Origin of the sequence: Pseudomonas sp. GM25 (assembly GCF_000282255.1) — a bacterium.
In the GTDB taxonomy this organism is placed as follows: domain Bacteria; phylum Pseudomonadota; class Gammaproteobacteria; order Pseudomonadales; family Pseudomonadaceae; genus Aquipseudomonas; species Aquipseudomonas aphyarum.
Map to the genome: position 1 here is coordinate 140,698 of NZ_AKJQ01000034.1, position 24,254 is coordinate 164,951.

General features: G+C 55.7%; 22 protein-coding genes, 1 other RNA gene and 1 pseudogene. 15 read left to right on the plus strand and 9 right to left on the minus strand.

What is annotated here, in order from left to right:
* Nucleotides 1-74: 74 nt before the first annotated feature.
* The gene (locus PMI24_RS10945; RefSeq protein WP_007953775.1) at nt 75-602 is read left to right on the plus strand and encodes an outer membrane protein assembly factor BamE; all 528 of its coding nucleotides are present in this window, start codon (nt 75-77) and stop codon (nt 600-602) included.
* Nucleotides 603-663: 61 nt separating this feature from the next.
* Here PMI24_RS10945 and PMI24_RS10950 read toward each other — a convergent pair whose 3' ends face one another.
* The 3 genes from PMI24_RS10950 to PMI24_RS10960 are packed head-to-tail and all read right to left on the minus strand — an operon-like array spanning nt 664 to nt 2,816.
* Nucleotides 664-978: an RnfH family protein gene (locus PMI24_RS10950; protein WP_007953778.1), complete on the minus strand. Its 315-nt coding sequence runs from the start codon at nt 976-978 to the stop codon at nt 664-666.
* The gene (locus tag PMI24_RS10955) at nt 971-1,405 is read right to left on the minus strand and encodes a type II toxin-antitoxin system RatA family toxin (protein ID WP_003221509.1); all 435 of its coding nucleotides are present in this window, start codon (nt 1,403-1,405) and stop codon (nt 971-973) included. The genes PMI24_RS10950 and PMI24_RS10955 overlap by 8 nt, the downstream gene beginning before the upstream one ends.
* Before the next feature lie 7 nt (nt 1,406-1,412).
* Entirely contained in the window at nt 1,413-2,816 is a 1,404-nt protein-coding gene (locus PMI24_RS10960) for a sodium-dependent transporter (RefSeq protein ID WP_007953780.1), read from the minus strand.
* A gap of 119 nt (nt 2,817-2,935) precedes the next feature.
* Between PMI24_RS10960 and smpB the strand changes: the two genes are divergently transcribed.
* A complete protein-coding gene (gene smpB / locus PMI24_RS10965; RefSeq protein WP_007953781.1) occupies nt 2,936-3,418 on the plus strand; it encodes an SsrA-binding protein SmpB in 483 nt (160 codons plus the stop codon).
* A 50-nt stretch (nt 3,419-3,468) separates the two neighbouring features.
* Here smpB and PMI24_RS10970 read toward each other — a convergent pair whose 3' ends face one another.
* Complete coding sequence (locus PMI24_RS10970) at nt 3,469-4,236, minus strand: FCD domain-containing protein (protein WP_007953782.1); 768 nt, start codon at nt 4,234-4,236, stop codon at nt 3,469-3,471.
* 262 nt (nt 4,237-4,498) lie between these two features.
* Here PMI24_RS10970 and PMI24_RS10975 point away from each other — a divergent pair, with 262 nt between their 5' ends.
* From PMI24_RS10975 to PMI24_RS28800, 10 genes and pseudogenes are all read left to right on the plus strand, one after another.
* On the plus strand, nt 4,499-6,193 hold the full coding sequence (locus PMI24_RS10975; protein WP_007953783.1) for a lactate permease LctP family transporter: 1,695 nt from the start codon (nt 4,499-4,501) through the stop codon (nt 6,191-6,193).
* A gap of 162 nt (nt 6,194-6,355) precedes the next feature.
* Nucleotides 6,356-7,180, plus strand: coding sequence for a (Fe-S)-binding protein (locus tag PMI24_RS10980; protein ID WP_007953784.1), 825 nt, complete (start codon nt 6,356-6,358; stop codon nt 7,178-7,180).
* A complete protein-coding gene (locus PMI24_RS10985) occupies nt 7,177-8,631 on the plus strand; it encodes a LutB/LldF family L-lactate oxidation iron-sulfur protein (RefSeq protein ID WP_007953785.1) in 1,455 nt (484 codons plus the stop codon). The genes PMI24_RS10980 and PMI24_RS10985 overlap by 4 nt, the downstream gene beginning before the upstream one ends.
* On the plus strand, nt 8,631-9,302 hold the full coding sequence (locus PMI24_RS10990) for a LutC/YkgG family protein (RefSeq protein WP_007953786.1): 672 nt from the start codon (nt 8,631-8,633) through the stop codon (nt 9,300-9,302). The genes PMI24_RS10985 and PMI24_RS10990 overlap by 1 nt, the downstream gene beginning before the upstream one ends.
* The gene (locus PMI24_RS10995) at nt 9,299-12,121 is read left to right on the plus strand and encodes an FAD-binding and (Fe-S)-binding domain-containing protein (RefSeq protein ID WP_007953787.1); all 2,823 of its coding nucleotides are present in this window, start codon (nt 9,299-9,301) and stop codon (nt 12,119-12,121) included. Before PMI24_RS10990 ends, PMI24_RS10995 begins: the two co-directional genes overlap by 4 nt.
* Before the next feature lie 130 nt (nt 12,122-12,251).
* Nucleotides 12,252-12,530, plus strand: coding sequence for a hypothetical protein (locus PMI24_RS11000; RefSeq protein WP_007953788.1), 279 nt, complete (start codon nt 12,252-12,254; stop codon nt 12,528-12,530).
* 95 nt (nt 12,531-12,625) lie between these two features.
* Nucleotides 12,626-13,015, plus strand: a transfer-messenger RNA (tmRNA) gene (gene ssrA, locus PMI24_RS28790).
* A 67-nt stretch (nt 13,016-13,082) separates the two neighbouring features.
* Nucleotides 13,083-13,565: a cysteine hydrolase family protein gene (locus tag PMI24_RS11005; RefSeq protein ID WP_007953789.1), complete on the plus strand. Its 483-nt coding sequence runs from the start codon at nt 13,083-13,085 to the stop codon at nt 13,563-13,565.
* Between the two features lie 142 nt (nt 13,566-13,707).
* Nucleotides 13,708-13,887: pseudogene (locus tag PMI24_RS29480) on the plus strand (hypothetical protein); the annotation flags it as partial.
* A 56-nt stretch (nt 13,888-13,943) separates the two neighbouring features.
* Nucleotides 13,944-15,242 (plus strand): hypothetical protein, encoded by a 1,299-nt coding sequence (locus PMI24_RS28800; protein ID WP_007953790.1) that lies wholly within the window; start codon nt 13,944-13,946, stop codon nt 15,240-15,242.
* A 278-nt stretch (nt 15,243-15,520) separates the two neighbouring features.
* Here the strand turns inward: PMI24_RS28800 and PMI24_RS11010 are convergent, their stop codons facing one another.
* Together PMI24_RS11010 and PMI24_RS28805 are read right to left on the minus strand one after the other, a co-directional pair.
* Nucleotides 15,521-17,800 carry a DEAD/DEAH box helicase gene (locus PMI24_RS11010; RefSeq protein ID WP_007953791.1) on the minus strand — a complete coding sequence of 760 codons (2,280 nt, stop codon included), beginning with the start codon at nt 17,798-17,800 and terminating at the stop codon, nt 15,521-15,523.
* A complete protein-coding gene (locus PMI24_RS28805) occupies nt 17,790-18,524 on the minus strand; it encodes a hypothetical protein (RefSeq protein ID WP_007953792.1) in 735 nt (244 codons plus the stop codon). Before PMI24_RS28805 ends, PMI24_RS11010 begins: the two co-directional genes overlap by 11 nt.
* Before the next feature lie 887 nt (nt 18,525-19,411).
* On the opposite strand from PMI24_RS28805, the gene PMI24_RS11015 reads away from it, so the two are divergent.
* Nucleotides 19,412-19,780 (plus strand): DUF6124 family protein, encoded by a 369-nt coding sequence (locus tag PMI24_RS11015; RefSeq protein ID WP_007953793.1) that lies wholly within the window; start codon nt 19,412-19,414, stop codon nt 19,778-19,780.
* Between the two features lie 94 nt (nt 19,781-19,874).
* Here the strand turns inward: PMI24_RS11015 and PMI24_RS11020 are convergent, their stop codons facing one another.
* Nucleotides 19,875-20,453: a GNAT family N-acetyltransferase gene (locus tag PMI24_RS11020; protein ID WP_007953794.1), complete on the minus strand. Its 579-nt coding sequence runs from the start codon at nt 20,451-20,453 to the stop codon at nt 19,875-19,877.
* 143 nt (nt 20,454-20,596) lie between these two features.
* Between PMI24_RS11020 and rimJ the strand changes: the two genes are divergently transcribed.
* Together rimJ and PMI24_RS11030 are read left to right on the plus strand one after the other, a co-directional pair.
* A complete protein-coding gene (rimJ, locus tag PMI24_RS11025; RefSeq protein ID WP_007953795.1) occupies nt 20,597-21,184 on the plus strand; it encodes a ribosomal protein S5-alanine N-acetyltransferase in 588 nt (195 codons plus the stop codon).
* A gap of 68 nt (nt 21,185-21,252) precedes the next feature.
* On the plus strand, nt 21,253-22,686 hold the full coding sequence (locus tag PMI24_RS11030) for an ArnT family glycosyltransferase (RefSeq protein WP_007953796.1): 1,434 nt from the start codon (nt 21,253-21,255) through the stop codon (nt 22,684-22,686).
* Nucleotides 22,687-22,751: 65 nt separating this feature from the next.
* On the opposite strand, the gene PMI24_RS11035 is transcribed toward PMI24_RS11030, so the two are convergent.
* Together PMI24_RS11035 and PMI24_RS11040 are read right to left on the minus strand one after the other, a co-directional pair.
* On the minus strand, nt 22,752-23,573 hold the full coding sequence (locus PMI24_RS11035; RefSeq protein WP_007953797.1) for a phosphatase PAP2 family protein: 822 nt from the start codon (nt 23,571-23,573) through the stop codon (nt 22,752-22,754).
* A complete protein-coding gene (locus PMI24_RS11040) occupies nt 23,570-24,241 on the minus strand; it encodes a histidine phosphatase family protein (RefSeq protein ID WP_007953798.1) in 672 nt (223 codons plus the stop codon). The genes PMI24_RS11035 and PMI24_RS11040 overlap by 4 nt, the downstream gene beginning before the upstream one ends.
* Nucleotides 24,242-24,254: the final 13 nt, after the last annotated feature.

A 24,254-nucleotide genomic window follows, 5' to 3' on the forward strand; every position in this document is an offset into this window, starting at 1 on the left:
TTCGCAGCTTCTCTTAATGCGGGTATGATCGGCGTTTACGTTGTCCCAGCCAAGATAGTGGAAGTCGCCCACCGATGCAAAACACCAAGCTCTTGCTAACCAGTTTCACCTTTGTGGGACTGCTCGCACTCGCCGGTTGTTCATTCCCCGGGGTTTACAAAATCGACATCCAGCAGGGCAATGTCGTCACGCAGGACATGATAGACCAGTTACGCCCGGGAATGACCCGGCCGCAAGTACGGTTTATCATGGGTAACCCTCTGCTTGCCGACACGTTCCATGCCAACCGCTGGGATTATCTGTACAGCCTGCAACCTGGTGGCGGTGAACGCCAGCAGGAACGCATGAGTGTCATTTTCGACTCGAATGACCGCCTTGTCAGCCTGTCCGGTGACTTCATGCCGGGCGTCAGCCGTGACGAAGCCATTCTCGGCAAGGACAGTGGCACCAGCGTGACCGCTCCTGCTGAAAACGTCGAGCAGCCGAAACCGGAAAAACCGGCCAAGCCAGGCTCCTTGCTGGATCAGATCCAGAAGGACGTCGATGGTGTGGAAACCGTTCCGGTTCCAACGCCAGAACCGCTGGACACCTCGCCGCAATAATTTGCGACGCAATAAAAAACCCGGAAATTCCGGGTTTTTTATTGTCTGCCGTTTGGCCAGCCTACTGATTTCGCGTCTTGGCTTCGGCAGCCTTCGCGGCACGCAGACGACGCACTTCTTTCGGATCAGCCAGCAACGGTCGATAAATCTCGATGCGATCGCCTTCCTGAACCAACCGAGTGTCCGGATCAGCAATCACTTTACCGAAGATCCCCAAAGGGCAGCTCTGCAGATCCAGCTCCGGAAATTCAGCATCAATCCCGGACGCCATCAGCGCCGCACGCACTGTTGTACCCTCAGCGACACTGATTACACGCAACACCTGACGATCAACGGCGGCATACACCACTTCGATTTCGATCACCGGCTCAACCATGCATCTGCTTGGCGCGCTGGCAGAACGCGTCCACCAGCGTATTGGCCGCCTGATTGAACAAAGGGCCTAGCGTCGCGCGGACCAGCGGCCCGGCATAGTCGAAAGACAGATCCAGACTGATCTTGCAGGCCTTCTCGTTCAGCGCCTTGAACACCCAGACGCCGTGCAACTGATTGAACGGCCCCTCCTCCAGGTTCATTTCAATCGACTGCCCCGGCACCAGCGTGTTGCGCGTCACGAAGTGCTGACTGAGGCCACCCTTGGCCACGCCGACACTGGCGCGCATATGCTCAGGCGAGCTTTCCAGGACTTCAGCAGACGAGCACCACGGCAAAAACTCGGGGTAGCGCGCCACGTCATTGACCAGGTCGTAGAGAAATTGCGCCGGGTAAGGCAGCAGCGCCGATCGTTGAATATGTGTCGTCATGTAAGCGTCACTTCCAGAGCTGGGCGGCAAACACTACAAGAATGCCGATGGGCGCCACATAGCGCATCAAGAACAGAGACAGGGCGAACAGCGCCGGACTGCGAATCGACAATTCGTCACGCACCGCTTCACGCCCCATCACCCAACCGGCAAACAGCACGAAGCACAGTCCGCCGAGTGGCAACATGATCCGCGAGGTGAAGAAGTCGATCACGCCAAAGAAGTCCAGGCCACCGGCCGCACCCCATTGGTAGAGATGGAACACCCCGCCATCGTTCACGAAAAATTTGGCTTCCTTCCAGATATTGAAGGAAAACACCGTGCCCAGGCCGACGAACCAGCAGGTGAACGCCAACCAGAATGTCACCCAGGCACGACTGATTTTAGTCCGCTCGACCAGATAGGCGACCATCGGCTCCAGCAGGGAAATCGCCGAGCTCCAGGCGGCAATGGCCACCAGAACAAAGAACACCACGCCCATCAACTGGCCGAAAAGCACGTTACCGAAAGCAAATGGCAGGCTGACGAACATCAGCCCCGGGCCTTCACTCGGGTTCAAACCACCGGCAAACACAATCGGAAACAAGGCCAGACCGGCCACCAGCGAAACGAAGGTATCAAGCAGCGCCACTCCCACGACCGTGCCGGACAGCGAGGCTTCCTTGGTCATGTAGGCGCCGTAGATCATGATCGAGCCCACGCCCACGCTCAGGGAGAAGAACGCGTGGCCCATGGCCGGCAGCAAGCCGTCGAGGACTTTTTCCGGGTGGAAGTCGAACATGAAGTGCACGCCCTCCATGAAATGCCCGGTAGTCATGCTGTAACCCAGCAGCACCAGCACCATCACGAACAGCAGCGGCATCATGATCCGCAGGCTGCGCTCGAGCCCGGCAACCACGCCTTTGGCGATCACTACGGCCGACAACAGCATGAAAACCGTGTGCCACAGCGTGATGCGCCACGGATCGGCGATGACATTACCGAAGTACGCCCCGACCTGATCGGCCGTCGCACCCTGGAAGTCCCCGCGCCCCATATCAATGATGTAATCCAGCGACCAGCCGCCGACCACACTATAGAAAGACAGGATCAGCAGCGCCGTGATCATCCCGGCGAACGCACCCCACGACCATTTGCCCGAATGCCCGGCTTCCAGCGCCAGCACCTTCAGGGCATTCGCCGGACTCTGACGGGCACGCCGGCCGATCAGGGTTTCGGCGAGCATCACCGGAATGCCGATCAGCGCGATACACGCCAGAAACATCAGCACGAAGGCGCCGCCACCGTAGACCCCGACCATGTAGGGGAATTTCCAGATGCTGCCCAATCCCACGGCCGAACCGGTCGCGGCGAATATGAAAACCCAGCGGCTAGCCCAACTGCCGTGGACAGAAACCTTGTCTGTCGACATCGTTTATCACGCCCAAGCGTTAGAAAAAGAGGCCGCATTGTCCGGGATTCACTCAACCTGCTCAAGCACGCAGCATCACCGTAGCCGACAGCCGTTTATCTCCATATAATGCCGCCCCTATGGCTAAACAGAAGAAACACCCAACAGGGACCATCGCGCAAAACAAAAAGGCGCGACACGATTACTTCATCGAGCACAAGTTCGAGGCTGGTCTGGTCCTGGCCGGCTGGGAAGTAAAAAGTCTGCGGGCAAGCAAACTGCAACTGGTCGACAGTTACGTGTTGCTCAAGGATGGCGAAGCCTGGTTGCTCGGCAGCCACATCACGCCTCTGATGACCGCCAGCACCCACGTCATTGCCGACCCGGTGCGTACCCGCAAGCTGCTGCTCAACCGCCGCGAGCTGGACAAGCTCGCCGCCGCCGTGCAGCAGAAGGGTTACGCCTGCGTGTGCCTCTCCTGGTACTGGAGCAAGCACATGGTCAAGTGCGAGATCGCACTGGGCAAGGGCAAGAAGGAATACGACAAGCGTGATACCGAACGCGAACGCGACGCCGGTCGCGAGTTGCAGCGTGCGGTGCGCAACAAGGGCAAGGAAGACTGATTCCTCTGCCTGAATGACCGTTCCCGAGCCCGGCACGGGAACGGTCATGTCTACATCCCTTTGCGTCGCTCGGCGCGAGCCATGCGCTGCACTTCCTGCCGCACCTCTTCCAGCACTTCCTGCACATACAGAATGTGTCGGCTGGACACTTCACGCGCCTGTTCCGCGCGCCCCTCGATAATCGCCAGATACAATTCCCGATGCTGCGTGATCAGCATGTCGCGGGTTTCCGTGCGTTGCTTGTACATGCCACCGATGTTGGTCACCACGTTGCGCTTGAGCAGGTCGAACAGCCCGCGAATGGTGTGCAGCAACACCGCGTTATGACTGGCTTCGGCAATCGCCAGGTGGAATTTCGCATCCGCCGCACCCTCTTCCGCCCGGCTCACCTCGTCGTGACGCGAATAGCAGTCCTGTAATTCTTCAAACGCAGCCGTCAGCCGCTCGCGGTCCACATCTGTGGCGCGCAATGCCGCGTAATAGGCACACGATGCCTCCAGCGTGTGACGAAATTCCAGCAAATCGCGCTGCGCCTCGGGATTGCTTTCAAGCAATTGCAGCAGCGGATCGCTGAACGTCGAACCGAGGCTTTCCACGACATAGTTGCCGCCGCCCTGCTTGCTGACCAGCAAACCCTTGGCCGCCAGTTTCTGAATCGCCTCACGCAACGATGGCCGGGAAACGCCGAACTGTTCCGCCAGTGCCCGCTCCGCCGGCAGACGTTCGCCGGACTTCAACGTGCCCTCGAGAATCATCCCTTCCAGTCGCTCGACAATGTCGTCAGACAAACGGCGCTGACGTATCTGATCAAACCCCATCACTCAACTCTCCACCATCCCGACCGCTCGCCGGGCTCTCTATTCTGGCCTATCGACGCTGCGCCGACACCTGCCAGATGACGCCAATTCAACCGGTGCAATCCGACTCGCCGTCCGGTTGTTCGACAAAAGTTTTAGGGCGGCAAATTGACACACCGATATCAAGGCTTTTACCCTAGCCAACAGCGATTGTAAATTGGTCTTACCAATTAACCAAGAACGCTGACAGTGCCTGACCAACAACAATTAGGGGCCACCCCATATGCAAACCTGGCAACAGCTCTACAGCCCGCTCGGCAGTCTCGGCGTGTCCGCACTCGCGGCCGTCATCCCCATCGTTTTCTTCTTCCTCGCTCTGGCGGTGTTCCGCCTCAAAGGTCATGTGGCCGGCAGCATCACGCTCGCCCTGGCCATCGCCGTGGCGATCTTCGCGTTCCAGATGCCGGTCGATATGGCGTTCGCCGCCGCCGGATATGGTTTCGCCTATGGTCTGTGGCCGATTGCCTGGATCATTGTGGCGGCGGTATTCCTCTACAAACTGACGGTCAAGAGCGGTCAGTTCGAGGTCATCCGCAGCTCGGTGCTGTCGATCACCGATGACCAGCGTCTGCAGGTTCTGCTGATCGGTTTCTGCTTCGGTGCATTCCTCGAAGGTGCCGCCGGTTTCGGTGCGCCAGTGGCGATTACCGCTGCGCTGCTGGTGGGCCTGGGCTTCAACCCGCTGTACGCCGCCGGCCTGTGCCTGATTGCCAACACCGCACCGGTAGCGTTCGGCGCACTTGGGATTCCGATCATCGTGGCCGGGCAAGTCACCGGCATCGACGCGTTCAAGATCGGCGCCATGACCGGCCGCCAGCTGCCACTGCTGTCGCTGTTCGTGCCCTTCTGGCTGGTGTTCATGATGGACGGCCTGCGCGGCGTGCGTGAAACCTGGCCGGCGGCGCTGGTCGCAGGCCTGAGCTTCGCCGTCACTCAATACTTCACTTCGAACTTCATCGGCCCGGAACTGCCGGACATCACGTCGGCCCTGGCCAGCCTGATTTCGCTGACCCTGTTCCTGAAGGTCTGGCAGCCGAAACGTGCCGCCGGCCAGCACATTGCCGGTGCTGTTTCCGCTTCGGTGGTGACTGCCAGCGTCGGCGGTTTCGGCCAGAAGCGCACCACCGTCGCTTCGCCTTACAGCCTTGGGGAAATTTTCAAGGCATGGTCGCCGTTCCTGATCCTCACCGTGCTGGTGACCATCTGGACTCTCAAACCCTTCAAGGCCATGTTCGCCGCCGGCGGTTCGATGTACGCCTGGGTGTTCAACTTCGCGATTCCGCACCTTGATCAACTGGTGATCAAGACCGCACCGATCGTTGCCGCTCCGACTGCAATCCCGGCCGTATTCAAACTCGACCCGATTTCCGCGACCGGCACGGCGATTTTCTTCTCTGCGCTGATCTCGATGCTGGTGCTGAAGATCAATTTCAAAACTGGTCTGACCACTTTGAAAGAGACCTTCTACGAACTGCGCTGGCCGATCCTGTCGATCGGCATGGTGCTGGCGTTTGCCTTCGTCACCAACTATTCCGGCATGTCCTCGACCATGGCTCTGGTGCTGGCGGCAACCGGCGCGGCATTCCCGTTCTTCTCGCCGTTCCTCGGCTGGCTCGGCGTGTTCCTGACCGGTTCCGATACCTCGTCCAACGCCCTGTTCAGTTCGCTGCAAGCGACCACCGCGCACCAGATCGGGGTCAACGACACCTTGCTGGTGGCAGCCAATACCAGCGGCGGCGTGACCGGCAAGATGATCTCGCCGCAATCGATCGCCGTGGCCTGCGCAGCAACCGGCTTGGTGGGCAAGGAATCCGATCTGTTCCGCTTCACCCTCAAGCACAGCCTATTCTTTGCCACGATTGTCGGCCTGATCACTTTGGCCCAGGCCTACTGGTTCACCGGCATGTTGGTGCACTGACACCTACAAGAAAACTACAAGCGACATGGAAATAACCGACGCCGGTTCGTGATTCCGGCGTCAGCAATTCACAACCCGGTCTGTAAGGCTGCTGAAAGCAACGCGCTCTATATTCGGCAGCCTCAACAGACGGATAACCGGGCCCACCCGGAGACACGCCTGATGAGCGAGCTTTTTTACAACGCTGTGCCCAACGCCACTCGCGTCGCACCGCCACTGCCCGAACCCCGGCAATACCCCAGCGAGAAACCGTCGCGGGTTTACCTGTTCGGCACGTGCGTGGTCGACCTGTTCTACCCGGAAGCCGGGATGGACGCGCTCCACTTGCTGGAACGCGAAGGCATCCGGGTCGACTACCCGCAAGGGCAGAGCTGCTGCGGACAACCGGCCTACACCTCGGGTTACACCGAACAGGCACGGACGGTGGCGCGCTCGCAACTGGCGCTGCTTGCCGGAGACTATCCGGTGGTGGTGCCGTCGGGTTCGTGCGCCGGGATGATCCGCGAGCATTACGCCGACTTGTTCAAGGACGAGCCGGAAACGCTGAAACAGGTTCAGGCCCTCGCGGCCCGCACCTACGAGTTGGCCGAGTTCCTGCTGTTCGTCTGCAAGGTGCAGCTCAAGGACAGCGGCGAGCCGGTGAAAGTGGCGCTGCACACTTCGTGTTCGGCGCGACGGGAAATGAACACCCACCTGCACGGCCGCGAGTTGTTGGCGCAGTTGAGCAACGTGGAACGGGTCAATCACGACCATGAAAGCGAATGCTGTGGCTTCGGTGGGACATTCAGCGTCCGTATGCCAGACATTTCCGGCGCGATGGTGGCTGACAAGACCCGGGCGTTGAAGGAATCCGGCGCGCATCAGGTACTCAGTGCCGACTGCGGCTGCCTGATGAACATCAACGGCTCGCTGGAAAAACAGAAGGAAGCGCTGCGCGGGCAACACCTGGCGAGCTTTCTCTGGCAACGAACCGGAGGTGCGCGATGAGCACTTCCACGATTATTCCTACGGTTGCCGTAGAAGAAGATTTCCGCACCCGGGCACACAATGCCCTGGGCGATTCGCAGTTACGGAACAACTTCCGCACCGCGATGGATTCATTGATGACCAAGCGGGCAGCGGCTTTCAGCGATGCCCACGAAAGAGAACACCTGCGTGAACTGGGCAATGCAATCCGTGCCCGCGCGCTCTCCAAGTTGCCCGACCTGCTCGAGCAACTGGAACAGAACCTGACCCGCAACGGTGTGACAGTGCACTGGGCGGAAACGGTGGACGAGGCCAATGGCATCGTCCTTTCGATCATCCGCGCTCACGAGGCGCGGCAAGTGATCAAGGGCAAATCGATGGTCAGCGAAGAGATGGAGATGAACCATTTCCTCGAGGCTCGGGACATTGAATGTCTGGAGTCCGACATGGGGGAGTACATCGTCCAGCTCGACCACGAGAAGCCTTCACACATAATCATGCCGGCAATCCACAAGAATGCCGGTCAGGTCGCGTCCTTGTTCCACGACAAACTTGGCGTGGAATACACCAAGGACGTTGACCAACTCATTCAGATCGGTCGCAGGGTCCTGCGGCAGAAATTCTTCGAAGCGGACATCGGCGTCTCCGGTGTCAACTTCGCCGTGGCCGAAACCGGCACCCTGCTGCTGGTGGAAAACGAAGGCAACGGCCGCATGACCACCACCGTGCCACCGGTGCACATCGCCGTCACCGGCATCGAAAAAGTCGTGGAAAACCTGCGCGACGTAGTGCCGCTGCTGTCATTGCTGACCCGCTCGGCGCTGGGCATTCCGATCACCACTTACGTCAACATGATCTCCGGCCCGCGCAAGGAACACGAACTCGACGGCCCGCAGGAAGTGCATCTGGTACTGCTCGACAACGGTCGCAGCCAGGCCTTCGCCGACAGCGAATTGCGCCAGACCCTGAACTGCATCCGCTGCGGCGCCTGCATGAATCATTGCCCGGTCTACACCCGCGTCGGCGGCCATACCTACGGCGAGGTTTACCCCGGCCCGATCGGCAAAATCATCACCCCGCACATGGTCGGCCTGGCGAAAGTCCCGGATCACCCGAGCGCGTCTTCGTTGTGCGGAGCCTGCGGTGAAGTGTGCCCGGTAAAAATTCCTATTCCCGCACTGCTGCGCCGCCTACGCGAAGAGAATGTCAAAGCTCCGGACACGCCGCATCAAGTGATGCGCGGTCAGGGCAGCAAATATTCGCGCAAGGAACGCTTCATCTGGAACGCCTGGGCGAAGCTCAACAGCTCGCCGACTTTGTATCGACTGTTTGCGTTTTTCGCCACACGCCTGCGCGCGCTGGCGCCGAACAACGTCGGCCCGTGGACCCAGAATCACAGCGCGCCGAAACCCGCCGCCCGCTCATTGCATGACATGGCTCGCGAACACTTGGCCAAACAAGGAGACCGTTGATGAGCGCCAAGCAAAACATCCTCGGCAAGTTACGGAAAAGCCTGACCGGCACCACGCCGATTGCCGACAACTTCGACGTCGATCTGGTGACCCAGCCTTACACCTACAGCGCCGAACAACGGATCCCGCAACTGCGCAAACTGATGGAAGCAGTGCACACCGAAATCCACCTGACTTCCGCTGATGCGTGGCCGGCGCTGCTGGCGCAATTGCTGCGCGACCGTCAGTTACCGAGCCTGCTGATCGCACCGACTACGCCCCATGGGCAGCGAATCACTCAACACTGGGCGAACAATCCTGATCTGCCGGCGCTGAAGTCCTACGACCGGCCGATGGAGGAATGGAAAGCCGAGTTGTTCAACGACACTCCGGCCAGCCTGACCGGCACCCTCGGCGGGATTGCCGCCACCGGCAGCCTGATTCTCTGGCCGACCCGCGAAGAACCACGGCTGATGAGCCTGGTACCGCCAGTGCATTTCGCACTGCTCAAGGCCAGCCAGATCCGCGACAACTTCTACCAGGTGCAGCAGGAATTCGAGTGGGCGCAAGGCATGCCGACCAATGCATTACTGGTGTCCGGCCCGTCGAAAACCGCCGACATCGAACAAGTGCTGGCCTACGGCGCCCACGGCCCGAAAGACCTGGTGGTGTTGATCCTGGAGGACCAATGACCTTACCGGCGACTTTCCTGCGCGATGCGCAGCAACTGATTCCTGCCGAACGCCGTTTCGACGATCCGCTGTCGACCCTGGCCTTCGGCACCGACGCCAGCTTCTACCGGTTGATTCCGCAACTGGTGATCCGCGTCGAGTCCGAAGATGAAGTGGTGGCGCTGCTGAAACTGGCCCAGCGCGATCAGGTCCCGGTGACCTTCCGCGCCGCTGGCACCAGCCTGTCCGGCCAGTCGATCAGCGATTCTGTGCTGATCGTGCTGGGGGATAACTGGAACGCGCGTGAAATTCGCGGCCAGGGCACGCAGATCCGTCTGCAACCGGGCGTAATCGGCGCCCAGGCCAACGCGTGGCTGGCGCCATTCGGGCGCAAGATCGGCCCGGATCCGGCGTCGATCAACGCCTGCAAGATCGGTGGCATCGTCGCCAACAACGCCAGCGGCATGTGCTGCGGCACCGCGCAAAACACCTATCACACGCTGGCCGGGATTCGGCTGGTGCTGGCCGACGGCACACGTCTGGATACCGAAGATGCTGCCAGCGTCGAGGCGTTTCGAGTCAGCCACGGTGAACTGCTGGAACGTCTGGCGACCTTGGGCCGCGAGACCCGCGCCAATGCCGAACTGGCCGCGCGAATTCGCCACAAATACCGTCTGAAAAATACCACCGGCCTGTCGCTCAACGCCCTGGTGGATTTCGATGAGCCTGTGGATATCTTGAGCCACCTGCTGGTCGGCTCCGAAGGCACCCTCGGCTTCATCAGCGCGGTGACTTACGACACGGTGATCGACCACCCGAACAAGGCCTCGGCGCTGATCGTTTTCCCGGATGTGGAAACCTGCTGCAACGCCGTCACCGTGCTGAAAAGCCAACCGGTCTCCGCCGTGGAACTGCTCGACCGCCGCAGCCTGCGCTCGGTGCAGGACAAACCCGGCATGCCGGCTTTCGTACAGCAGCTGTCGAACAATGCCTGCGCGTTGTTGATCGAATCCCGCGCCGCCTCTTCCACTTTGCTGCAGGAACAGCTGGCGCAAATCATGGCGTCGCTCAGCGCCTTCCCGGTGGAAAAACAGGTCGACTTCACCGAGGACCCGGTCGAAAACGCCCGCCTCTGGGCGATCCGCAAAGACACCTTCCCCGCCGTCGGCGCCGTGCGCAAGACCGGCACTACGGTGATCATCGAAGACGTGACCTTCCCGGTGGAGCAACTGGCGATCGGCGTGAACCGCCTGATCGAGCTGTTCGACAAACATCACTACGACGAAGCAATCCTTTTCGGACATGCGCTGGAAGGCAATCTGCACTTCGTCTTCACCCAAGGCTTCAACAGCGCGGAAGAAGTCGCACGCTATCAGGCGTTCATGGACGACGTGGCGCAACTGGTGGCCGTGGAGTTCGGCGGTTCGCTGAAGGCGGAACACGGCACCGGACGCAACATGGCGCCCTTCGTCGAACTCGAATGGGGCACCGACGCCTATCAATTGATGTGGCAGCTCAAACGCCTGCTCGACCCCAACGGCATTCTCAATCCGGACGTGGTGCTCAGCGAAGATCCGCAGATCCACCTCAAGCACCTGAAACCGCTGCCAGCGGCCGACGAGATTGTGGATAAATGCATCGAGTGCGGTTTCTGCGAACCGGTCTGCCCCTCGAAAGGCCTGACCTTGAGCCCACGCCAGCGCATCGTAATCTGGCGCGATATCCAGGCGCGAAAACGTGCCGGAATCGACACCACCGAACTGGAAAAAGCCTACGACTACCAAGGCATCGATACCTGCGCCGCGACCGGTTTGTGCGCGCAACGTTGTCCTGTAGGCATCAACACCGGCGAGTTGGTGAAAAAGCTGCGCGGCCGTCACGCCACGCATACGAAAACCGCCAACTTGATCGAAGGAAATTTCGCCACCACCCTGCAAGGTGCGCGTTTCACCCTGCATGTGGCCAACGGTGCGCGGATGTTGTTGGGGGCACCGCGACTGGCGAAGCTTTCGGCCACGCTGACGCGGCTGTCCAAAGGTCAGGTGCCGCTGTGGACCAACGCGATGCCGCAACCGGAAAAAGCCATTCGCTTCAGCCCGGCCGTGTCGGACGAACGCCCGCGTGTTGTGTATCTGGCAGCCTGTGTATCGCGAGTAATGGGGCCGGCGGCGGGCGACAAGGAGCAGATGTCGCTGTACGACAAAACCCGTGGCTTGCTGGAAAAGGCCGGTTATCAGGTAGTGTTTCCGGACAATCTGGACAACCTCTGCTGCGGCCAGCCTTTCGCGTCAAAGGGCTATGCCGAACAGGCCGAGCACAAGCGTCAGGAACTGATCGGCGCATTGCTCCAGGCCAGTCGCGGCGGGCTCGATCCGATCTATTGCGACACCAGCCCCTGCACGCTGCGGCTGGTTCAGGATGTGGGAAATGTTCGCCTGGATCTGTATGACCCTGTGCGATTCATCCGTACGCACCTGATGGATCGTCTGGAGTTCACGCCGCAGGAAGCACCGATTGCCGTTCACGTGACCTGCAGTACTCAGCACCTTGGGGAAAGCCAGGCGCTGATCGACCTGGCCCGCAAATGCAGCAAGAACGTGGTGATCCCTGAGGGCATTCACTGCTGCGGTTTCGCCGGCGACAAGGGTTTCACCACGCCGGAGCTCAACAGCCACTCACTGCGAACGCTCAGGGATGCGGTGCAACAATGCAGCGAGGGGATTTCCACCAGCCGCACCTGTGAGATCGGTCTGACGCAACACGGCGGAATCGACTACCACGGTCTGGTGTATCTGGTGGATCGGGTGACCCGAGCCAAGGCCCCCGCAACTGCCCTCTGAAGAAAAATAGAACCCTTGCGAGCGACCGCAGTCCACAGAACAGGCCCCGAACAATCGGGGCTTGTCCTCCATTCGGTTGCCCGTCCTGACGGCCAGCGAAGTCTGGATCCCTCAGTTCAAGGAGATTCATATGAAACGTTCTGTACTGTTAGGTCTGTTCGTTACTGCCTCGATGATGGCGTCTGCTTCGTTCGCCGCCGACAAGCCCGCCGATCTGTGCGATGCCAATCTGCAAACCATCAACAACGCCAAGGCGCAGGCAATGGCATCGCCCGACCTGAATCAACGGGTAGAAGCCAGTGTGCAGAAGGCCCAGGCACTCAAGGCCCAGGGCAAGATTGACGAATGCGTGGCTGAAACCCAGCAAACCATTCTGGAAATCCGCAAAACCAGCGGAACCAACAACTGATCGAAGCTCAGGCCAACCTTCGGGTTGGCCTTGTGAGCTGTTTGGCGTACACTGCGCAGGCTTGTTGCTCACAAGATTCACAGAGCACCAGGCTCGGGGCCGTTTAGGATTCGACGCCGGTTGCGAAACTCTAGGTGCATGCCGACTTGGTAACAGAAGTCGTAAATCCACTGTTGCAACTACTTATAGTTGCCAATGACGACCAATACGGTGCTGCTCTCGCTGCTTAATTGCAGCTGACATGCACTCCTGGTACCTTCGGGTCCAGCAATCATCAGGGGATGTCTGTAAACCCAAAATGATTGTCATATAGAACAGAATCGCCGTGCAGTACGTTGTGGACGAAGCGGCTAAAACTTACACAACTCGCCCAAAGCACCCTGCCCGTCGGGTCGCTGAGGGTTAACTTAATAGACACGGCTACGCATGTAGTACCGACAGCGGAGTACTGGCGGACGGGGGTTCAAATCCCCCCGGCTCCACCAACTCTCAACGACAAGGCCCGCCCAGTGCGGGCCTTGTCGCATCTGGAGATTCATCCCGGGAGACCTCATGCGCCAGGCACTGCTGATCATCGACGTCCAACCCAGCTTCTCCCCGCCGCAATGGCTGATCGACGGTATTCAATCGCTCATCGATAAACTGCCCAGCGTCGCCACGGTAGAGCGCCATGATGAAACCCGCACACCGTTCCAGCGTCAGCTCGGCTGGCACCCGGCGGCGGACGATGACAGCCTGATCGCCGCAGACCGCATCTTCATCAAATACGGCTACGCGCCCTCTCCGGACACAATCGAAAATCTGAAAAGCCTGAACCTGGATCGCGTGCTGGTCTGTGGTCTGCAAACCGAAACCTGCTGTCTGGCCGCCGGGTTTGCGCTGTTTGATGCCGGTTTGCAGCCGACGTTACTTACGAACCTGACGGTAGGTTCGTCGCTGGATCGTTCGGGCGGGCTGGGGGTGCGGTTGTGGGAACATCACTTCAAGCACACGCTGGCGTCGGACGAACTCCGCTCCTGCCTGCAGGCGTCCTAGGAAATTTCCCGCAGCACGCGTCGACTTTCATGAGCTGGTTCAAGATTGTTTCGGGCGCCAATCTTCGCGCTCCGCTGCAACCCGGCAGATGGTTTACCAAAGGAATTCACCGGGAGCCTGAAACCACGCATCCTTTTTCCTATGGCAACGCAATAATCCCTGCATCTGGCAGCTCAAGCATGTGCGCTGGTTTCTCACTCAACACCTGAAAGACCATTCCGATGCCACCCGGTATTATTATCAACTCACAGCTCTGTTGATCTGGGAGCGGCTAGGGAATGACCGGCAACTGCTGATGGATATCTCGATGCGTCTTGGATAGACGACACACCGGCCTTAACAATTGACAAAACGACTGCTCTCAAATAAGGAAATCAAATGAAAGCCAGATTTTTGCCACCTAGAGTCGGCCATTATGGAAATCTCGTATGGTGTAGAGAGGAGTTCGTAAATAAAAACGCTGAAATATCAAGCTCACTTAAAAAACTGAGAAGCCTCGGGTACTGGGCAAGTGCATTCCCAGAAGGCGACGGCGTGACATTTAGCGCACCAAGCTTTACTGCCGACGAATACGACAGAGATTTACTTGAAGACTTCAGGAACTGCTTCGACTGGATTGACATTGAGCAAGCTCAGTCTCACGACTCCAATACCGAAATAGCTGAACTGGAGACGGACAACAGAACATTAAACTGCACAATTATAATCCCTCTAGAAAAAATCTACATACAAAAAACCTTAACCCTGGGAAAGTATACATATTTCTGCCGCAAAGAATTCGACCAAGAACCCTACGAGCGGTTATCAGATTTAGAAACTGAGTACGTACAATTTAACTGCAAACTAAACTATCGAGACCTACTAAGGCTCAATCGCACCATAGACCATAACGACTACGTTATAAATAAATGCTTATCTTTAGCAGAACATGCTTTAGACATCATAAGATACTCCCACAGCTCCTTTAAAAATAAAGCATTTACGCCAAATCCGGCTGGACAGCGCGATGATGGCTTTTATGATGTCGAAATCATCCCATCTGAGAGAACACACTTGAAGCCGCTGAAGCTTAGCGGAATATCAAAGCCACTATCGGTTAGTAATAATTGGCTAGGACCTCAAGTCGACGACCTATTCTATCCAGGCACTCACTATTTAGCCGCCATCTACAATGAAGAAATTACAAACGAAATATCCTCATCCGTAACTTCATCATTACGCTCGTGCAGGCAGTCGTTTTACTCGATTGGTAGCGAGTCACAATTTTTAAACCTATTATTTACACTGGACGGCCTTGCCGATCCTGAAAAAAAATGGACGGGATGGAAACATCGGAGTTACATAGCCGCCCTTATTTGCGAACGTTCCCCCAACAAATTCCACTCCATCCTTGAGGAGTTCGACCGCATATATAACGACATCCGAAACAAACTAGTTCATGAAGGAAGAGATTTTTACCAGATCCCCGATGATCCGGATGACGTATCTGAGACGATATTTTGCTATATAAAAACATTAATCCAGCTAATTGCTGACAAAGGCTTCTCTAATAAATCTGAATTAAAGCAATACGCCATGACGCTATTAAAGGAACAGATCTATAAAGACAAATGTCATGAGGTCGTTCAACGAGTGTCTATAGCTCGAGAAAAAAAACCTGAGCATCCTTCATGGTAGGTTTACACTACGGAGCAGCCCTTTAATTTTTCGGTGAGTCACAAGCCCTCCCAAACATTTTCAAATCAAAAAAATAAACTTCGGTCAGACTACTATTTTCATAAACAACTTGCATCCTATTGCACGTAAACGTGGTCTGACCCCAGTTTTCCTGCATTGCTTTCCAGTTCAAATTGAAATTCTACGCTATCAAGTAGCTCTTAAAAACAAACAATTGAGCTTGCAAGAGCAACAATAAATCCAGTATCGCTTACTACAACCTATAACGACCTCTTTCATTAAGGGAGGTACCAATCGATAATATCTCGCACATGATAAGGCGCCTCGTAAACAGTGCTTTTAAATACTATATTTGACTCCGATATAGATTGCACATAACCGGTGATCTCTTCGATATCTTCGGGCGCAAAACCGTAACGCATAAGTAGCATATGCATCGAATTATTTGTTCCAAACCTTAACAACTCAATCATCTTGTCTGCACGGGCATCAGCGGTTAACGTTTTGTAGATTTTAAAAGCCGCTATAAAAACGTCCGATAGGGAAAAAGATATAACCTGATCTAGATAATCATATGTATCAAAGACGACCACATCGTAACTGACATCAGTTGCGGGCGTCCCATCTTTGTGAAGTGAATAAACATAAAGACCACTATGAGGTAACTTATGAGCCGGCTGAGAAAACTCAGCAGCGCCACGACGCCCAAAGCTCCTACGTGATATACGGCTATATCTAACCCCTACAATCTCCTTGAATGATCGACCTTGAAACGTTTGAAGCATTATGCTGATTGCACTTTCAAAGACATTCATCTCCCCCTTGCCTAGCTCTCTGTCCAAAGAACGCTCGAAGATAACTAAAAAATAGTCATTCAAGCGAATTCTGGTATCACGATTTTCATTCCCCTGAAGGACACTTCTAATAGTCAAATTTGAGCCATACAGCACATCCAATATTTCTTTGGCAGCGTCAATAACTTCAGGAGAGGATAATCTATCAATTTTTGTAGAGGGCAAATGGAGCTCGTCGTCAAATGTCCCATCTTTCATAGAATCTAAGAGCTCGGCGTTATCACTATCTTCGTCATACGGCTGATCTATGACTGACCTTTCGTTCAACACAAATTTATCGTTAATCCTAGTAATAAAAAGATCAGCACTTCTTGTAAACACATATCCATAATCGAATATCGCTTGTTTTGAAAGCCGCCCCGCTCGCCCAATCAAGTTTTTAAATGAAAGTGACTTCTCTTCGTCACTCTCGCCTTGAAATCGCATATTATCTAGCCAGACGATGTCAAAGGGCATATTTACACCCTGAGCAAGGGTACTGGTTGCAAAGCAAATCTTTGCAAAACCTGCCCGAATGAATTCTTCGACCAAAAAGCGAACTTCTAATGGAACTGATCCATGATGGATAACTACTCCTTTTTGCAGTAGTTCAACCATTCTTGAGCGGTGATCAATTTTGTTGGCACCAAGCAAATTCTCGACAGAAGTTATTATCTGCCTGGCCTTAGGATGCGTAATGCTTGGAAATTTTGCTATATGCTCTTCATACCCCTCTAGAAAGGAGCCATTATAAATAGATGCTTTGGACACATAAATTAAAATTGAATGATCACCACTAAAGGCAAAAGACTCAAATCCACCCTCAAATTTTATACAATTGCGTAGAAGATTACCTTTCTCTTCGAAAGGTGAAAATATATAGCAGTTGCCATTTGAATGTTGAAAGACACAAATTTTTCCCACCGTCCCGTGAGTGTAAGACCTAGCATAACCATTACCTTCAGGAATATCGTGTTTCTTAAACTGAGCGCCAGGATTATCCACGAAAGGATGAGCGAAAATAAGTTTTGCTGATGAGAATGTTTTTTGTATTCGCCTTACTAAAACATCAAAAATCACACCCCGCGACCGATCTTCAGAAACGTGTGCTTCATCAAAGAAAAAGACTCTTAGATCCAGCTTGGCTGAAGTTGTAAAAAGATCTCTAGCTCGCTCAGGAGTGAGTACAAATATTCTACGAGGATTTCGACTTGTAAAAATAGCGTCAACAAATGGAGTGATCATTACCCCCTTATCGCCATCAAATCTATCCTTCATAGTTTTTATATATTCAGCAATTAAAGCTCTAGAAGGTACAACAACAACTGCATCCCCCTCTTGCTCAGCAATGAAATCCCGAATCGAATAGGACTTCCCAGCACTAGTTGGCGCCGATATTGATACAAATTGCTTGTTATCAATAGCTCGACGAACACTTGCCTGCACGGGAGTCAAGTATCCCCCGTAGGTTTTTTTATGAGCTTCACCTATGGAAGATAGAAGCAAAGAATATAGGTTCTCAGGCCTAATTACCTTATAGAAAAGTCCTAGCGCGGAGATTATTCGCTCTTCAAGCTGAGAAAACACATCCGGATGAAACACTCTATATAAAGATAGAGTTTCTAATATACCTGAATTAATCGGCCCTATCCTATGGACTTCATCAAGCACTCCAACCAGATCTTCAAAAGGAGTCAAACTATTTCGAATCAATCTAACCTTCATGAGTCACACCAATCATATAAACAAATTTCACGCTATGATTTTCGGAAAACTCTGCAGCTTTCTTTAGTGCATTTCTATATACTGTGAGCTGATCATCAGCATGAATCGAAAACGCCGCAATAACACCATGAACGTTATTATCAAGATTAGAAATCCCTTCGCTTGTAGCCAGGCTTACTAAGTGAACTCTATCTCGTTTGTGTTTTTTTACCGTAACGAATTCTCCAGCTTGTTTTAGCGCACGCCCATACGAAGTAGTGCTTGAGCAATACTTCGCCTCTCCAAAATTTATGATATGGCCAGGGCATATACTATGAAAATCGAAGCCTTCATTCTGTTTAGCTTGAGGCTTCCAAAGCTCCGCGATGGGTATGAGAGTGTGTTTGAAAACAACCTCAAGAGCTTTGGCCGCTCCCATTGAGACCATTAGCTCACCAAACTCATCAACGACAGAGTCTTCTCTTTCAGCAGCTTTAAATATTTCGACAAGAAGCTGCGCGGTTTCTTGAACAGTGTATTCATAGGAGGATCTGGTGCCGGCATCCAAGGTCATCATCCATGAAGTATCCACTACAGACTCGGAAAGTACCTTGGCTATTTTTGATATCTGGGACACATGAACATGGCAGAGTTTTACGAAGTCAATTCCATTTGCATTGAATACCTCGGTGAACTCACATCCCCAGCTAGAATCCGGAAGCGTCCCGCCATAAGTTATCGTCACGTAGATTCCTCCTTGAAAAGCGGGCTAAAAAAAATTGGAAGGACGCCACAACAGTCTGCGGATCTTATGAGGTCTGGAATTTTGAGAAAGAAGGAATGCGGAAGAAAAGCGCACCCTAACTGACGAGAATCAGCTCTAAGCGAAAAGCAAGGCATGTCCACTCTATAGGAAGTCTTAGCCACAAATCGAATCCCTGATTAGGCACATCGCCATCACGGATGAGGCTAGCGCGCTAGGCTTAGAAGGTAAAGAGTCTGCAGTAACTACATTGGTCTAATTTTTGGAAAACTACTGCCTAAACCAGTCTGGATGGAAGCAGGAAATCTCTGTTATGAACCGCCCTGGCTTGGCGGGGCAAGCGCGAGGATTCATCATGCTGAGCCATAACACTATGCCGCAGTGCCTATGCTTGATGGCCAGCGTGAGGTCATAAGAAACGATGGTAGCTGCCGAAAGGATTGGGGATGAAGGAGACAGATTAACTTTCCGGGCTACAAGCGCTGCAGCCTCACCGACTGAGCGTCTACTTTCATTAAGCCAAATACAAAAAAGCCTCTTTTTTGGTTTTTAGTATTCCAGATGGTATTCCATCGAATAATCAGAACAGGTTTTAATTATAAAAAACAATAGGTTAGAAATTTAATTCAGATTACCCCGGCCCACCGACTCTCAACGACAAGGCTCGCCCAGTGCGGGCCTTGTCGCATCCGCCGTTCCGCATCCAATGACGCCTCCAGCCAACATCCTAGGAAATTTCCCGCAACCCGCGTCGACTTTCATGAACTAGTTCAAGATGCTTCCAAACGCTAGTCTTCGCGCTCCGCTGCAACCCGGCAGATGGTTTACCAAAGGAGTTCGCCGGGAGCCTGAAACCATGGAGCCTTGTCATGAAAAAAGACACCCGAAGCCTGCCTGAACAAACATCGCCTCACGAAGCCGAATCGAAAGAGCCGGCAGTACTCAACCAGCCTCAGGAATACGTGAGAAAGCCGCGTCGAACCCTGCCTTTCAACGAGATTTTTACCGTGCGCACCGACGTGGACACGGCCACTCTGCTGACCCATGCCTGCGAAACGCTGGCGGCGCTCAACATGGTGACGGCCAACATTGCCGATGATTTCACGGGTTCTCAACGCAGCCGATTGCTGGCGATCCGGCAACTGTCGATCATGACCGAAATGCTGGTCAATCGCGCCGTGGAGAACCTTGATCCGGTGAATCTGGTGCCCCGTACGACGGCGTCTGTCGTGCACTGAAAACGACCGCTCGTCGATGACGCAAGTCGTTCATCGACATGAACTTTTCTTCACCCCGGCGGCGGTGATGGCCGTGTACATTGGCCTCGCTCATTCAAGAAACTACGGTTCGCCCGCGCTCCTGCGGGCTTTTTTTCGCCTGCGTTTTGTCTGGCAGGCGATAGACGCAGGTGTCTTGCTCGCCGTGCCGCTCCGATTGCCGGGCCCCTGGGTGGATCCTGATCAACACAAACCCGACAGCCTCGGCCAGACGCCGGCTTCGCGCATTGGCAGAGGACGCCGTCAGGTAAAAGGTGAATTCAGGAAGGTTGTTGAGCAGGTGCGTGAGGGCGGCGCGCATGTAGCCCTTGCCCGATTGCTCGGTGTTGGCCCAGTAACCCACGACGTAGCGGTTGCGCGAGCGGGGCTTGAGTCCGATGCAACCGATCAGCGCTTGCCCGTCTTCGGTAACGATCAGCCATCGTCGCTCGCCGGTTTCACTGTTGAACTCTTTTCGGGCCTTCAGCAGAAACTCGAGCGCCTGCTCCGCGTTGGTGTACTCACGGGGCCAGGGCAGAAATTCCGAATGATCGAGGTAGCTGGCATTCAGCGCCTGCTGAAACAACGAATAAAACGCCGGATCCGCCGGTATCAGTCGCAGCGACTGCTCCCCCGCCTTGAATGCCCATTCCATCATGTCCTCCTTGAACGACGCATCTCATAACCGGATGTGAAGTGAATCAGGAAAATTTATAGTGCTCCGCGTTCGGCGATCCAGTTGTGTTTTCCGTCCGGCCGGACAATTCTGTCAATCATCCCCTGCCTCCGGAGCACCCGATGCCGCTGCTGACCCTGCCCTGTCAACGCCTGACGCTCGCGGTACTCGACCCGGATCAGGCGCCGCTGGAAAGCGCGTTCTACCAGCGCAATCAACGTCACCTCGCGCCGTGGTCACCGATTCGCACCACCGACTATTTCTCCACCGAACAGATCCGCCGGCGCCTTGAAATACAGGCCAGCGCCTTCGAAGCCGGGCTCGCGGTACATATGGCGTTGCTGTCCCCGGATGGCGAGCAGATGATCGGCGCCTGCAATTTCAGCGGGATCATTCGCGGTGCGTTTCAGGCGTGTTATCTGGGTTATCACATCGACGAGGCGCATCAGGGCAAGGGTTTGATGCAGGAAGCGCTGGAGGCGGCCATCGCCTATATGTTCGAGACCCAGAACCTGCACCGGATCATGGCCAACTACATTCCCGGCAATGAGCGCAGCGCCCGGTTGCTGGAGCGCCTTGGATTCGAGCGTGAGGGCTATGCCAAGGCGTATCTGAACATTGCAGGGCGCTGGCAGGATCATGTGCTGACGGCGCGGGTCAATCAGCGTTTTGAAACGCCGGAGCAACGCTGGTCACGACCGCTGCCCTGACGTTCACAAATTATTAAGGATTGGCCGCGTAAGCTCGGGTTTCCGCTCACTTCCGGTTGCCTGAACCCATGTCGCGTGCCGCCTCTTCCCTGCTTCTGCTTGCCGCCCTGCTGTTTTTTTTCGCCCTCGGCAACCATCAACTGCAAGGCTCCACCGAGGCCCGGGTTGCGGGCATTGCGATGGAAATGCATCTGGACGACGACTGGGTGATACCGCGTCTGTTCGGCGAACCCTTCCTGGAGAAACCGCCACTGAGCCTGTGGCTGGACGCCGGCGCCATGCGTATTTTTGGCGTGTCACCCTGGGCGGTGCGACTGGCGTCGGCGGTGGCCGGGTTGCTCAGTGTGATGCTGCTGTACGCCATGTTGCGTCACTTCGAACGCCCGAAGGCCATCGCCTGGACGGCGGGGATTCTGCTGGCGACCATGGCCAGTTACTGGAGCAACGTGCGCGGCGTCGGTGAGGATGCGTTGCTCGCACTCGGCGTGACCACGGCGCTGTTGGCGTTCTTCCGGGCGCAGCGAGCACCGACTCCGGCCAATTCGTTGCTGTTTATAGCCGGGATCGCCATCGCCACGCTGAGCAAAGGCGTGCTCGGCCTGGCGATGCCGGGCGTGGTGATTTTCGCTTATCTGCTGGCCGACAATCTGATGGGCAAGCGCTTCAAACTGACCGAGTGGTTGCGGCCCGGTTTGTTGACAGCGCTCGGGCTGATCCCGCTGCTGATCTGGCTCGCCGTGCTTTATCAGCACGGCGGCGCCCAGGCAGTCAGGGAAGTCTTGCTGACCAACAGCGTAGGACGTTTCAGCGGATCGTTCGTCGAAGCTGGACACTACGAGCCGTTTTACTATTACATCGCCAAACTGCCGCAGGCGTTTCTGCCCTGGAACATTCTGGTGTACCTGGGCCTGTGGCATTTTCGCAAGGAACTGAAGGCCAACCGTTATCTGCTGTTTTTCAGCCTGTGGATCATCGCGCAGTTCATCCTGCTGACCCTGGCCTCGAGCAAACGCACGGTGTACCTGATGTCGATGACGCCCGCAGCGGCAGTGATTGCAGCGGAATACGCGGGCGTGCTGTTCGACAAGTTGAAGGATCACAAGAATGGTTTTGTCGGACGAATCGCCCGTCATCGTCAGCCACTGGCGGCGGGGATACTGGCGGTGGTCATCGCCAGCTACCTTGGCGCCGCGCAATGGGCACTGCCGAACGCCGATAAACACCTGTCGTTCCTGCCGCTGACCGAACACATCCAGTCGCTGCAAGAGAGCGGCAATCATGTCGCACTGTTTCAAGCCAACGAACGGGTCGGCGGCGCCAGCGTGTTCTATACCCGGAGCGTCCTCAAGGGCCTGGACACCGATGCGCAATTGAAGGACTTCCTCAGCGCCTCGCCATCGAACATCGCCGTGATGTCGGGAGACAGCGAACCCGCCGCCCCGCTGAAACTCCACAAGACCATGATGGTCGGGCGCCAGGCGTATTACTTCGTGGGCTATTGAGACCACCACAGCACAAACGAAAAACCCGCCGGTGATGGCGGGTTTTTCATTTCAGCGGCGAGGACTCAGAGAGAAGCCTCAGGCTGTGCAGCGAACACCGTCCGCTCTCGCTTGCTCAACACCGGCAATTCCAGACGAGCCCGCCCGTAGAACGCCAGCGCCGTCAGCAAACACGCCAGCCACACGAAGATCCCGGCCCAGAATGTGTGGGACATGTAGTGCCAGCCCTGTAGGACCCGCGTAGTGCCGTAGACAAAACCGAGCAGCAGCGAGCCCCACAACAATGCGCTGGAAAAGCGCCATTGATAACGACGCGCCACGAAATACAACGCCAGCATGGTGAAGCCACCGGAAGCATGGCCGCCCGGCCAGCAACGCCCTTCACCCGCTTCGTGGAACAGCTGGAAATTGTTGTACCACTCGATGTGCGGCATCTTTCCGCCGTACAGCGTGGTTTCGATCGGGCAGTAAACGCTGGTGTGCGCCTTGAGGAAATGGATCACCCCGGTGCAGACCGCGAAAGCCACCACCACAAACAGAAAATCCCTACGGTGATCGGCGGCAAAGCGCAGCACCGGCGCGACTTTGCTGCGCTCGAGAAAACCGCCCAGACGCGGATGCTTTTGCGGTTTCACCAGCGGCCAGACAAACGACAACATGGCGCCGATCAAGGCGATTTCCGCCGTCCAGTTCGGAATGATCCGCGCCCACTTGTGGGTCAGTTTTTCGAAGAAATGGATCTTGTCGAGCGGAAAGGTGTGGGTCAGTGGGTCGAACAGCAAATTGCTAAAAGCGATGTCGATGTTGGTCATGTCGAACATTAGAAAAACCACGGCTGCACACAGCAGCGGGATGCCGAAGTTGTAAGCGTAAAAGCGTGATTTCATTGGGTGGTCACCGTGCGCCAGTCGGAGGCTTCAATGAAGCCGACCATCTGTGGGGCCGCCGGGCTGGCGGCGGAAACAAACAGCGATGCGCCATACCCGAGGGTCGAGGCCGGCACCTTGAGGTCTTTTTCCAGCTGCGCCATGCATTCGCTGTGGGTCACCAGAATCAGGTTGCGTCCCGGGACTTTGTGCGCGAGCGCGTCCTGCAGCATCCGGCCCTTGCAACTGATCAGCCAGTCTTCGCCGGTCGCCGCCTTGTTGAACATGTAGCCGGCGGTCTGCACCGTGCGCATCATCGGGCTGTTGTAGACGTCGGCCTTGTCCAGACCCAACTGCTCGAACTGCGCGCCGACGCTCACCGCGACACTGCGCGAGCGATCCGTGATGCCATCATTGCCGCTCAGGCACGGGGCTTTCGAGTGATCGCAGCGCTCGACATGGCGCACCAGCACGATGATTTCGCCTTTGTTCCAGCCCTCCTTCAGCGCCTGCGCCCCGGCCACATTGCCGTGGGCAAGGTCAGGCACCGCCGCCGGGGCGAGCAGCCAGAGGGTCAGCGGAATCACCAGCGCCGACGCTGCCAAGACCACCCAGGTGTTTCGAAAACGGGCCAGACCGCTCAGATCAATCGAGCGCTTGACGCCGAACAGACTCAGTCTCAATTCCACAAAAAGCCGCCAT

Bases quoted from the DNA above. Each gene is read 5' to 3' on its own strand.
- PMI24_RS10945 (WP_007953775.1), top strand. From the start codon at position 75: ATGCAAAACACCAAGCTCTTGCTAACCAGTTTCACCTTTGTGGGACTG.
- PMI24_RS10950 (WP_007953778.1), bottom strand. From the start codon at position 978: ATGGTTGAGCCGGTGATCGAAATCGAAGTGGTGTATGCCGCCGTTGAT.
- PMI24_RS10955 (WP_003221509.1), bottom strand. From the start codon at position 1,405: ATGACGACACATATTCAACGATCGGCGCTGCTGCCTTACCCGGCGCAA.
- PMI24_RS10960 (WP_007953780.1), bottom strand. From the start codon at position 2,816: ATGTCGACAGACAAGGTTTCTGTCCACGGCAGTTGGGCTAGCCGCTGG.
- smpB (WP_007953781.1), top strand. From the start codon at position 2,936: ATGGCTAAACAGAAGAAACACCCAACAGGGACCATCGCGCAAAACAAA.
- PMI24_RS10970 (WP_007953782.1), bottom strand. From the start codon at position 4,236: ATGGGGTTTGATCAGATACGTCAGCGCCGTTTGTCTGACGACATTGTC.
- PMI24_RS10975 (WP_007953783.1), top strand. From the start codon at position 4,499: ATGCAAACCTGGCAACAGCTCTACAGCCCGCTCGGCAGTCTCGGCGTG.
- PMI24_RS10980 (WP_007953784.1), top strand. From the start codon at position 6,356: ATGAGCGAGCTTTTTTACAACGCTGTGCCCAACGCCACTCGCGTCGCA.
- PMI24_RS10985 (WP_007953785.1), top strand. From the start codon at position 7,177: ATGAGCACTTCCACGATTATTCCTACGGTTGCCGTAGAAGAAGATTTC.
- PMI24_RS10990 (WP_007953786.1), top strand. From the start codon at position 8,631: ATGAGCGCCAAGCAAAACATCCTCGGCAAGTTACGGAAAAGCCTGACC.
- PMI24_RS10995 (WP_007953787.1), top strand. From the start codon at position 9,299: ATGACCTTACCGGCGACTTTCCTGCGCGATGCGCAGCAACTGATTCCT.
- PMI24_RS11000 (WP_007953788.1), top strand. From the start codon at position 12,252: ATGAAACGTTCTGTACTGTTAGGTCTGTTCGTTACTGCCTCGATGATG.
- PMI24_RS11005 (WP_007953789.1), top strand. From the start codon at position 13,083: ATGCGCCAGGCACTGCTGATCATCGACGTCCAACCCAGCTTCTCCCCG.
- PMI24_RS28800 (WP_007953790.1), top strand. From the start codon at position 13,944: ATGAAAGCCAGATTTTTGCCACCTAGAGTCGGCCATTATGGAAATCTC.
- PMI24_RS11010 (WP_007953791.1), bottom strand. From the start codon at position 17,800: ATGAAGGTTAGATTGATTCGAAATAGTTTGACTCCTTTTGAAGATCTG.
- PMI24_RS11015 (WP_007953793.1), top strand. From the start codon at position 19,412: ATGAAAAAAGACACCCGAAGCCTGCCTGAACAAACATCGCCTCACGAA.
- PMI24_RS11020 (WP_007953794.1), bottom strand. From the start codon at position 20,453: ATGGAATGGGCATTCAAGGCGGGGGAGCAGTCGCTGCGACTGATACCG.
- rimJ (WP_007953795.1), top strand. From the start codon at position 20,597: ATGCCGCTGCTGACCCTGCCCTGTCAACGCCTGACGCTCGCGGTACTC.
- PMI24_RS11030 (WP_007953796.1), top strand. From the start codon at position 21,253: ATGTCGCGTGCCGCCTCTTCCCTGCTTCTGCTTGCCGCCCTGCTGTTT.
- PMI24_RS11035 (WP_007953797.1), bottom strand. From the start codon at position 23,573: ATGAAATCACGCTTTTACGCTTACAACTTCGGCATCCCGCTGCTGTGT.